Annotated in this window: 11 protein-coding genes and 4 pseudogenes; all 15 read left to right on the forward strand. The window is 36.1% G+C overall.

Annotated elements, in window-relative coordinates:
* Window positions 1–143: 143 nt before the first annotated feature.
* The gene (locus J4N46_RS12700; protein WP_236013903.1) at window positions 144–1484 is read left to right on the forward strand and encodes a pseudouridine synthase; all 1341 of its coding nucleotides are present in this window, start codon (window positions 144–146) and stop codon (window positions 1482–1484) included.
* On the forward strand, window positions 1477–2484 hold the full coding sequence (lpxK, locus tag J4N46_RS09010; protein WP_208059020.1) for a tetraacyldisaccharide 4'-kinase: 1008 nt from the start codon (window positions 1477–1479) through the stop codon (window positions 2482–2484). Before J4N46_RS12700 ends, lpxK begins: the two co-directional genes overlap by 8 nt.
* Window positions 2485–2514: 30 nt before the next feature.
* Window positions 2515–3069, forward strand: coding sequence for a thioredoxin family protein (locus tag J4N46_RS09015; protein ID WP_208059021.1), 555 nt, complete (start codon window positions 2515–2517; stop codon window positions 3067–3069).
* A 142-nt stretch (window positions 3070–3211) separates the two neighbouring features.
* Window positions 3212–3517: a transposase gene (locus tag J4N46_RS09020; RefSeq protein ID WP_317194298.1), complete on the forward strand. Its 306-nt coding sequence runs from the start codon at window positions 3212–3214 to the stop codon at window positions 3515–3517.
* An 87-nt stretch (window positions 3518–3604) separates the two neighbouring features.
* Window positions 3605–4042 (forward strand): hypothetical protein, encoded by a 438-nt coding sequence (locus tag J4N46_RS09025; RefSeq protein WP_208059022.1) that lies wholly within the window; start codon window positions 3605–3607, stop codon window positions 4040–4042.
* 204 nt (window positions 4043–4246) lie between these two features.
* Window positions 4247–4582 carry a transposase gene (locus J4N46_RS09030; RefSeq protein ID WP_236013910.1) on the forward strand — a complete coding sequence of 112 codons (336 nt, stop codon included), beginning with the start codon at window positions 4247–4249 and terminating at the stop codon, window positions 4580–4582.
* A gap of 255 nt (window positions 4583–4837) precedes the next feature.
* Entirely contained in the window at window positions 4838–6001 is a 1164-nt protein-coding gene (locus J4N46_RS09035) for a sigma-54-dependent transcriptional regulator (protein WP_208059023.1), read from the forward strand.
* Between the two features lie 44 nt (window positions 6002–6045).
* On the forward strand, window positions 6046–6399 hold the full coding sequence (locus J4N46_RS09040; RefSeq protein WP_208059024.1) for a 4Fe-4S binding protein: 354 nt from the start codon (window positions 6046–6048) through the stop codon (window positions 6397–6399).
* Window positions 6400–6439: 40 nt separating this feature from the next.
* Window positions 6440–6721: pseudogene (locus J4N46_RS09045) on the forward strand (arginase family protein); the annotation flags it as partial.
* A gap of 4 nt (window positions 6722–6725) precedes the next feature.
* Entirely contained in the window at window positions 6726–7289 is a 564-nt protein-coding gene (locus J4N46_RS09050; protein WP_208059025.1) for a hypothetical protein, read from the forward strand.
* Between the two features lie 54 nt (window positions 7290–7343).
* Window positions 7344–7778 (forward strand): DUF417 family protein, encoded by a 435-nt coding sequence (locus J4N46_RS09055; RefSeq protein ID WP_208059026.1) that lies wholly within the window; start codon window positions 7344–7346, stop codon window positions 7776–7778.
* 180 nt (window positions 7779–7958) lie between these two features.
* Window positions 7959–8106, forward strand: a pseudogene (locus tag J4N46_RS13015) (IS1595 family transposase); the annotation flags it as partial.
* A gap of 38 nt (window positions 8107–8144) precedes the next feature.
* A complete protein-coding gene (locus J4N46_RS09060; protein ID WP_208059027.1) occupies window positions 8145–8573 on the forward strand; it encodes a hypothetical protein in 429 nt (142 codons plus the stop codon).
* Window positions 8574–8742: 169 nt separating this feature from the next.
* A pseudogene (locus J4N46_RS09070) lies at window positions 8743–9141 on the forward strand (IS1595 family transposase); the annotation flags it as partial.
* Between the two features lie 183 nt (window positions 9142–9324).
* Window positions 9325–9483, forward strand: a pseudogene (locus tag J4N46_RS09075) (agmatinase); the annotation flags it as partial.
* Between the last annotated feature and the right edge of the window lie 49 nt (window positions 9484–9532).

Here is a 9532-nt window from a genome sequence, read left to right on the forward strand (position 1 = left end):
ACACTACAATTCTTACAAAAAAATATTTAAAAAAAATCATAATTCAGTTTTTTTTTGTATCTTTGCCCCAAAGTTACAATGATTTAACCTAACCTGACCAAAAAGTTATCATTAAGAGTAATTAAAAAATAGAGAAATTTAATATGGAAAACAGAAAATTCAGCCGAGAAGGCAGAGAAAACTATCAGGGTAAGAATAATTATCAGGCAAAAAATAATTATCAAGGGAATAACAAACGTAGGGATTACAACAAACCTTACGAAAGCCAACAAGAAAATCAACGTAATAATAGCAATAACCGCTATAATAGCGGAAATAATCGCTATAATAATAACGAAAATCGTTATAACAATAGCGAAAACCGCTATAATAATAATGAAAATCGTTACAACAATAGCGAAAACCGCTATAATAACAACGAAAATCGTTATAACAACGGAAATAATCGCTATAACAATAACGAAAACCGCTATAATAATAACGAAAATCGTTATAATAACGGAAATAATCGCTATAAAAACAGCGAAAACCGCTATAACAACAGCGAAAATCGTTACAGCAATAGCGAAAATCGTTACAGCAGCAACGAAAATCGCTATAACAATAGCGAAAACCGCTATAACAACGGAAATCGCTATAGCAACTCACGAGAAGGAGGCTATAAAGGCAATAATAACAATGGCTATAAAAAGCCTTTCAACAAAAAAACTTATTACCAGCCTGATAACCAAAAACCTGTAGAGTATGATTTGCCGGCTTCTACTGAAGAAATACGCCTAAATAAATACATCGCCGATGCAGGCATCTGTTCACGCCGCAATGCCGATGTCTATATTTCCTCTGGTAACGTAACCGTAAATGGCGAAGTAATGACTACCTTAGGTTACAGAGTAAAACCTACTGATGAAGTGCGTTTTGACGGTAAATTACTCTCTTCAGAGAAAAAAGAATATATCCTGCTGAACAAGCCCAAAGGCTTTATTACCACTACCAACGACGAGAAAGGTCGCAAAACAGTAATGGACTTGGTAGCCAATGCTACCAATGTGCGTATCCTGCCCGTAGGACGATTAGACCGCGCTACTACGGGGCTACTATTGCTCACCAACGATGGCGAGCTTACTAAAAAACTAACACACCCCACTCACGGTGTTAGAAAAATTTACCACGTAATCCTCGATCGCAGATTAGAACTCAAAGATTTAGCAGCTATCAGAGACGGGCTCACTCTCGAAGACGGATTTATAGAAGTTGATGAAATAAGCTATATCGACCAAAAACCTAAAAACGAAGTAGGTGTAAAAATTCATAGCGGTAGGAATCGCATCGTGCGCCGCATATTCGAGCACTTAGGCTATCAGGTAGATAAATTAGATAGAGTACTATTTGCTGGGCTTACCAAAAAAGACTTGCCTCGCGGGCATTGGCGCCGACTTACACAGCAGGAGGTTATCAACCTTAAAAACTTAAAAATAGATGCTTAGACATTACCTGCTGCCCATTACCTTGCCGCTTTCGCTACTTTGGGCAGGGGTGTTACACTTGCGCCATTGGCTATATGATAAGGCTTGGCTGAAACAAGAAGTGCTAAAACAAGTACCTACTATTTGTGTAGGCAACCTTAGCTTCGGAGGTACAGGCAAAACACCTATGGTAGAATACCTCGTAAGGCTTCTACAACCTCAATACAACCATATAGGGGTGCTCAGTAGAGGATACAGGCGCAAAACACGCGGTTTTGTATTAGCCAATAACCAAACAGCCGTAACCGATATTGGAGACGAACCCTTTCAGTTTAAACGTAAGTTTGCCGAAGTAATGGTAGCTGTTTGCGAAGATAGAGCTGCAGGAGTAAAGGCTATGCTTGCACAACAATCTCCACCCCAAGTAATTATCTTAGATGATGCCTATCAGCATCGTGCTGTAAAAGCACAAAAAAACATACTGCTTACCACCTACCAACACCCGTTCAGTACCGATAACCTATTCCCAATGGGGCAACTGCGCGATGTGAAAAGTAGGGCGCAAGCAGCGGATATAGTGGTAGTAACAAAATGTCCCGCTACTTTACAACAGAAAGATAAAGAGCTAATGAAAGCGCAATTGGGGCACTATTATAAGGGAACAATTGTTTTTGCAACTATTGCCTATGACCAAAAAGTGTATGCCAATGAAGGCAGTACACCGCTTATAGCGTATGCAAAAGAGCCTTTCACTTTGGTAACAGGTATAGCCAATCCAGTTCCTTTGATAGCGTATTTACAAGCACAAGGCGCTGTATTTCAGCATTTATCTTTTCCTGACCATCATCATTTTTCATTGGATGAAATAGAAAGATTAAAGCGTGCAGGGCGCATACTTACCACCGAAAAAGATTACGTGCGATTAGAAGGAACATTGCCCAATTTGCACTACCTGCCCATAGCTATGCAATTTTTAAGTAAAGAAGACGAACAATTGTTTGGCACACTTTTTGGAATGTAAATACCATAATAACTTTTAATGTAAAAAAATATGATTAGAAAATTCATCGCTATCGCAATTTTATTACTAACCGCTACCACAGTGGCTACAGCCCAACAAATAAAATGGATGACTTTTGACGAGGCTATCGCGGCACAAAAAAAGAATCCTAAAAAAATATTTGTAGATATATATACAAATTGGTGCGGACCCTGCAAAATGCTATCAAGCAACACTTTTACGAATAAAGACTTGGCTAAATATGTGAATGATAACTACTACCCAGTAAAATTTAATGGGGAAGGTAACGAAGTGGTAAATTACAAAGGACAGAAATTTGAGAACAAAGGCTATGACCCTGCTCGTTCTGAAACTCGTAACTCACCACACCCTATTACCTCTGTTTTTCAGGTAGCTGCTTACCCCACAATGCTGTTCTTAGACGAACAAGCCAATCTACTTACAGGCGTACCAGGGTATCTCACCCCTTCACAATTAGAAATATTTTTGAAATTATTTGCTAATAACGACTATAAAACGGTAACATCGCAAGAAGAGTTCCAAAAATACCAGTCGAATTTCAAATATACTTTCAAAGCAAACTAATATAATTTTAGATTCTAATTTTTGAAGCTGTTTAAACTTTTTAGAGAAGTAAAAGTTCCCGAAAATTAGTGATTTTCTGTTTGAAAAAAAAGAACACCAAAATTCAGGAACTTAGGGAAAAGATACAATAAATAATTGGATTATTCCCTTTTTAAGTGTAGGAAAAAGAGGATTTAAAAGTAATTTTGATTTGGCTTCAATATTTTTATTGATTCTCAAGAGGTTAAAAACAGGGGTACAATGGAGAGAACTTCCAATTGAGAGCTATTTTGAAAAAGGTGAAATCTCTTGGCAAAATGTCTATTACTACTTCAATAAATGGAGTAAAGATGGTAGTTTTCAGCGAGTATGGTTGAATCTATTAAGTAAGAAGAAAAGAAAGTTAGATATGTCTTGCGTTCAATTGGATGGTAGTCATACACGTTGTCGGTGTTTGGCTTGGGTGTGAACTGCAAGTTCTAAGTTTCTACACGAAAGTGCATATATGCCAGCGTGGGGAGAAGAACTAATACTCCCATAATTAATCATTTTTATTATGAAAAAGTCAGTACAAATCTTTTTAGAACTTATCTCAGCTATTGCACTTTACTTGTTTATAAATTCAATAGCCTATGGAGATCATTTGGTAACCCTACCCCTATACTTAACAGGGGTAGTGATTATGAGTTATCTCTTTGTAAGAGAGAGACCCCAAGAATGCCTACAAAGTGCCTTACGCATTGTTCTTCCGTTTACGGGGTTAATGCTTATTGCAGGGAGTCTGCCTGATGCACATTTCAGTTTAGCTCTGATTTATATTGTGAGCACAGGGGCAGCTTTTTTATTAGGAATGCTCATTGCCACCGTGAGCAAGACGTACCAGAAGATAGGCTTATTGGCATTGACTTTTCTGCTGGTAGTTGCCGTACGGTTGTTGTTTTCAGCGGAGTTTCAATATTTGATAGGCGTACATTGGTATACCTTAGGAAGTTAATCATCTAATAGAATATAGAAAGAGGTTGCTCAGAAGTCTGGGCAACCTTTTTTATGCTTTGTTACTTATAAAATATTTTTTTTGTATCTTTGCGCTTTATTGTTGAACTATGAAGCTGTTTAAACTTTTTCTTATAATAAAATAAAAGTTCCCAAAAATTAGTAATTTTGTGTTTGGAAAAAAGAACACTAAAATTCAGGAACTTTGGGCAAAGATACAATAAATAATTGGATTATTCCCTTTTTAAGTGTAGGAAAAAGAGGATTTAAAAGTAATTTTGATTTGGCTTCAATATTTTTATTGATTCTTAAGAGGTTAAAAACAGGGGTGCAATGGAGAGAACTTCCAATTGAGGTCTATTTTGAAAAAGGTGAAATCTCTTGGCAAAATGTTTATTACTACTTCAATAAATGGGGTAAAGATGGTAGTTTTCAGCGAGTATGGTTGAATCTATTAAGTAAGAAGAAAAGAAAGTTAGATATGTCTTGCGTTCAATTGGATGGTAGTCATACACGTTGTCGGCGTTTGGCTTGGGTGTGAACTGCAAGTTCTAAGTTTCTACACGAAAGTGCATATATGCCAGCGTGGGGAGCTGCAAGCTCTATGATTATAGGCACGAGCTGCAAGCTCGCGCCAGCGTGGGGGAGCGTTAAACGAAAACTTAATAAATAAAAATAACAAAAAAACTCTTGACCAATAGTTGAGAGTTTTTTTATTTTTACTACCTTTGCAGTACGATTACACTACATCCTTTGCAAAGTTAATCGCAAGAATAGATTTATCATTGATTACAATATGGCAAAAATACTTATTATAGAAGATGAGCAGGCAATACGCAGGGTGCTTACCAAAATATTGCAAGAAGAGAGTAAAAGCTACGAAATAGAGGAAGCCAATGATGGAGTAGAAGGGCTGGAAAAGCTAAAAAAAGACGACTACGACTTGGTGCTGTGCGATATCAAGATGCCTAAAATGGACGGCTTGGAGGTGCTTACCGAGACTAAAAAAATGAAACCTGAAACTCCTTTTGTAATGATTTCAGGACACGGCGACCTTGAAACTGCCGTAAACGCTATGCGCTTAGGAGCTTATGACTATATTTCAAAACCACCTGATTTAAATCGCTTGCTTAATACAGTACGCAATGCGCTTGACAAACAAAAATTGGTAGTAGAAAACAAACACCTCAAAAAAAAGGTAAGCAAAAACTACGAAATGATAGGCGAAAGCGAGCCTCTACAACAAATCAGACTGATGATTGAAAAGGTGGCGCCTACCGAAGCTCGCGTACTCATTACAGGGTCTAATGGTACGGGTAAGGAGCTGGTGGCTCACGCTTTGCACTGCCAAAGCGAGCGTGCCGAAGCCCCTATGATAGAGGTGAATTGCGCTGCTATCCCTTCGGAACTGATAGAAAGTGAACTTTTTGGGCATATAAAAGGGGCTTTTACCTCTGCCGTGAAAGACCGCGCAGGTAAGTTTGAGGCTGCTAATAATGGTACTATCTTCTTAGACGAAATTGGCGATATGAGTCTCTCTGCCCAAGCAAAAGTGCTACGTGCCTTGCAGGAAAATAAAATTACACGCGTGGGGAGCGATAAAGATATCAGTGTGGATGTACGTGTGATAGCTGCTACTAATAAAGACTTGAAAAAAGAGATAGCCGAAGGGCGTTTCCGAGAAGACTTATACCACCGATTGGCGGTAATACTCATAAAAGTACCTTCTCTGAACGAGCGCCGTGAGGATATACCGTTGCTCATCAATCATTTTTCTAATAAAATTGCCGCTGAACAAGGTATTTCGCCTAAAAAATTCAGTAAAAAAGCAATAGAATTACTACAACAACAAGATTGGACAGGAAATATACGAGAATTGCGCAATGTAGTAGAACGCCTTTTTATTTTGGGAGGTAAAGAAATTTCAGAAGATGATGTAAAAACATTTGCAGGAAAATAACAAAATTCGCAAATGAGCAACTAACAAAAACTAATGATAAAAAAATGGCTATAATAATAACTGACGATTGTATTAATTGTGGGGCTTGTGAACCTGAGTGCCCCAATAATGCTATTTATGAAGGAGGCGAAGAATGGCGTTATAGTGAAGGAACTGCTCTTAAAGGAAAAATTGTATTACCCGATGGGCGCGAATTAGGTGCCAATGACCCTCACGAGGCAATAAGTGATGATTATTACTTTATAGTTGCCGATAAATGTACAGAATGTATCGGTTTTCACGATGAACCGCAATGTGCAGCTGTGTGTCCGGTAGATTGTTGCGTGCCCGATGAAGACCATCAAGAAACCGATGAAGAATTGTATGCTAAAAAACGCTTTTTGCATAACGAGGATTAAATACAATATAGTAAACTTGTTTTTAGCTGAAAATAAAACTTTTGAGGCTAATCAAAAGCATAATTTGGTTCAGGTAGGAATCCGTTCGTGTGATGTGGAAGAAATGCAGTATGTCCCAAAAGGACAGTGTTTCTGGGCGCATGAGATTGCTGAAAATCCAAACTGGATAGAAGATGTCCTTAGTAAAGTTTCTGGTAATGTGTATATTACGATAGATTTGGATGCTTTTGATCCATCTATTGCGCCATCTACGGGAACGCCAGAACCAGGAGGATTGGTTTACTATCATTTAGCTGAAAAACAAACCTTTATAAAATCTAATTAACATGAAAAAATTACTTTTAATTGTCATGGTGGCAGCTCACTTTGTGGCTTTTGGACAAAAGAAGGAAAAATCTATTCCTCCACCACCTGAAAAAATTACCAAACAAAAAGTGCAAAAATCTCCTTACCGAAGGATTTTTGAAGATAATATGATGCTTGCTTTTCAATGGAGAATGGAAGTAAAGGATTCTATTATCACTAATGAAGACAGGATGATTTATAAAATCAATCTTGAATTTCTGTCGGTTAAAGAATTAAGCTCTTATAAAAAGCAACCTATTTCTGCTCAGAAAATAATTTACTCTGTAGAAAAAGGAGCTAAATTGGATAAAAACCTTACCCCTCGTATGGATTATACTGATTTTGTGGATTATCCATCGATTTTTGAATCCGTTAAAATTGTTGGCGATAATGTAGAACTAACAAATAATGAAACGAAAGAAAAGGAAATTTTTAAGATTTTTTTAGATAAGGACAAGAAAAATATCATTAAGCTCCAAGATTTGAAAACAAAGAAGGAGTTCTTCCCAACGGAGGATTTTTATTCTCCAATTATTAGTATATAGTATAGGTTTTTAATAGAAAAAAATGCAACTTTGCAATATAATAAATCGCAAGAAATGAAAAATAGTAGTATCTCCCTATGTTACAAAATAGGGTATTATATCAGTCTTTTTGGAGTGGCAACTATTCTACTTTGGATAGGCGCATACAAGTTTACACATGCTGAGGCAGAGGGGATTAAATCCTTGGTAGAACAAAGTTTCCTGCTATCATGGCTTTATAAAATTCTAAGTTTGCAAGGAGTTTCCAATCTCATCGGCGTAATAGAGATAGCTATAGCAGTAGCACTGATAATAGGGATATTCTCTCCGATAGTGCGTAAATTAGCCTTTGTAGGTTGTACAATTACTTTTCTTATTACTTTGAGTTTTCTTTTTACTTCTGCTAAAACCTTTTACTATATAGAAGGAGTTCCCGTTACAGATTTCTTTATTTTAAAAGATATTCCTATGTTAGGCTTTGGAATGATAAGTATGAACAAGCCTAAGTAGCTTTTTTAAAATGGAAAGAAGGATATTGCTGTAGCAAATGTAGTCATAAAAAATATTAAGTCAGAAAAGATTTTTATGGATTTGATACAGAAAGTCCTACTACAGGAACACTATTTTAAGCAAAAAGTCCGTGAAGCTATGAAATCCAGTGAATCGCACAAAATGAATGATAGCGTTTAGGTTGATGAATTTAGCATAGACCAATATTTAGCGGAATATAGTTTTTAGAATTAATTGCTCACAAAGCAAAGAGACTATCTTTAACAAATTAATGAAAAGAATTGTAGAACGTTCTCCCGTTTTCCAAAGTCAATTAGTATGTAATTAAATAGACACCTCAATAAAAATATTTTAATAGAATAAAAAATGAACAGTACAAAATCTATATTATTTTTAGATACTGAAAATGGAGATTTTTTTCTTATAAACGGTGTAGTGATTTCTTCTAAAACTACTTTTTCCTCGCTCAGAGAGCTGTTTCCTGATAATGATATCTGGGATGTGGGGACAGGGTTTTATTGGATTTATTTTGAAAAATGTCCTTTTGAGGGAAAAGAGTTTGATATTTCTATTTGTTTTGAAGGAGAAAAACTCGAAACGATATTTTTTTCTATGAAAGAAAGATATACACCTTGGGAAAACTGGACAGAGGAATATGAACTACAAACCGAAAAACTATATAAAAAATGGCTTGCAGCACACATAGGGGAAGAGTGGGAGTTTGTCTGGGGAAAGGTGGGAGCCGCTTTTGATAGGAAAGGAGGAAGGACAAATATGTGGGTCGGTTATATTTGATTTGCATAAAATACAAAAAAAATGTAATTTTAGGTTAGAAACAAAATTTTCAGATGTCGTAGCATTATATTATTTAGATGTAGATTTGCGAAATATTCTGATGAGATATATTAATAGATTGAGGTGTTAAAATAATTTCATACATTTGCACTCTGAAAATTAATGTATTATGAAATTATTTAAGGGACAAAGCCTCTTATAGTTTACTGAACGCTTTAAAACAGACTTAGATTGCGAAGAATACTTAGCCTCTTTAAAGTGGGAAGATGGATATTGCTGTCGCAAATGTGGTCATAAAAAATACCAAGTCAGAAAAGATTTTTCACGCACTTGCAATATCTGTGGAGATACGGAAAGTCCTACTGCTGGAACACTATTTCATAGACTAAAATTTGGGTTACGTAAAGCATTTTTTATATGTTTTGAAATGACAACTACAACTAAAGGGTTATCAGCCTCACAAGTTGCTCGTCGTTATGAAATTAGTCGTCAGACTGCACATTATTTTATGCAAAAAGTCCGTGAAGCTATGAAATCCAGTGAATTGCACAAAATGAATGATAGCGTTTAGGTTGATGAATTTAGCATAGACCGATATTTAGCGGAATATAGTTTTAGAATCAATCGCTCACAAAATAAAGATACTATCTTTAACAAATTAATGAAAAGAATTGTAGAACGTTCTCCCGTTTCCCAAAGTCAATTAGTATGTAGCTAAATAGACACCTCAATAAATTTAAATACATAAAAAATGAAAACATACGCAGGAATACCAGAAGAAAATGCAACATTAGAAAATTCAAAAGTAATGCTGGTGACAGTTCCCTATGATGGAACTTCTACTTGGGGAAAGGGAGCGGATAAAGGTCCTGAACTTTTCTTAGATGCATCAGAAAATATGGAACTCTATATTTTTAGCAGCAAAATTATACTATAAAATGTTGGCTTACTATCATTTA

This window comes from Capnocytophaga bilenii (assembly GCF_017565765.1).
Lineage (GTDB): Bacteria > Bacteroidota > Bacteroidia > Flavobacteriales > Flavobacteriaceae > Capnocytophaga > Capnocytophaga bilenii.

Excerpts from the sequence above, each read along its gene's own strand:
- lpxK (WP_208059020.1), top strand. The coding sequence starts at position 1,477 with ATGCTTAGACATTACCTGCTGCCCATTACCTTGCCGCTTTCGCTACTT.
- J4N46_RS09050 (WP_208059025.1), top strand. The coding sequence starts at position 6,726 with ATGAAAAAATTACTTTTAATTGTCATGGTGGCAGCTCACTTTGTGGCT.
- J4N46_RS09025 (WP_208059022.1), top strand. The coding sequence starts at position 3,605 with ATGAAAAAGTCAGTACAAATCTTTTTAGAACTTATCTCAGCTATTGCA.
- J4N46_RS09055 (WP_208059026.1), top strand. The coding sequence starts at position 7,344 with ATGAAAAATAGTAGTATCTCCCTATGTTACAAAATAGGGTATTATATC.
- J4N46_RS09060 (WP_208059027.1), top strand. The coding sequence starts at position 8,145 with ATGAACAGTACAAAATCTATATTATTTTTAGATACTGAAAATGGAGAT.
- J4N46_RS09040 (WP_208059024.1), top strand. The coding sequence starts at position 6,046 with ATGGCTATAATAATAACTGACGATTGTATTAATTGTGGGGCTTGTGAA.
- J4N46_RS09015 (WP_208059021.1), top strand. The coding sequence starts at position 2,515 with ATGATTAGAAAATTCATCGCTATCGCAATTTTATTACTAACCGCTACC.
- J4N46_RS12700 (WP_236013903.1), top strand. The coding sequence starts at position 144 with ATGGAAAACAGAAAATTCAGCCGAGAAGGCAGAGAAAACTATCAGGGT.
- J4N46_RS09035 (WP_208059023.1), top strand. The coding sequence starts at position 4,838 with ATGGCAAAAATACTTATTATAGAAGATGAGCAGGCAATACGCAGGGTG.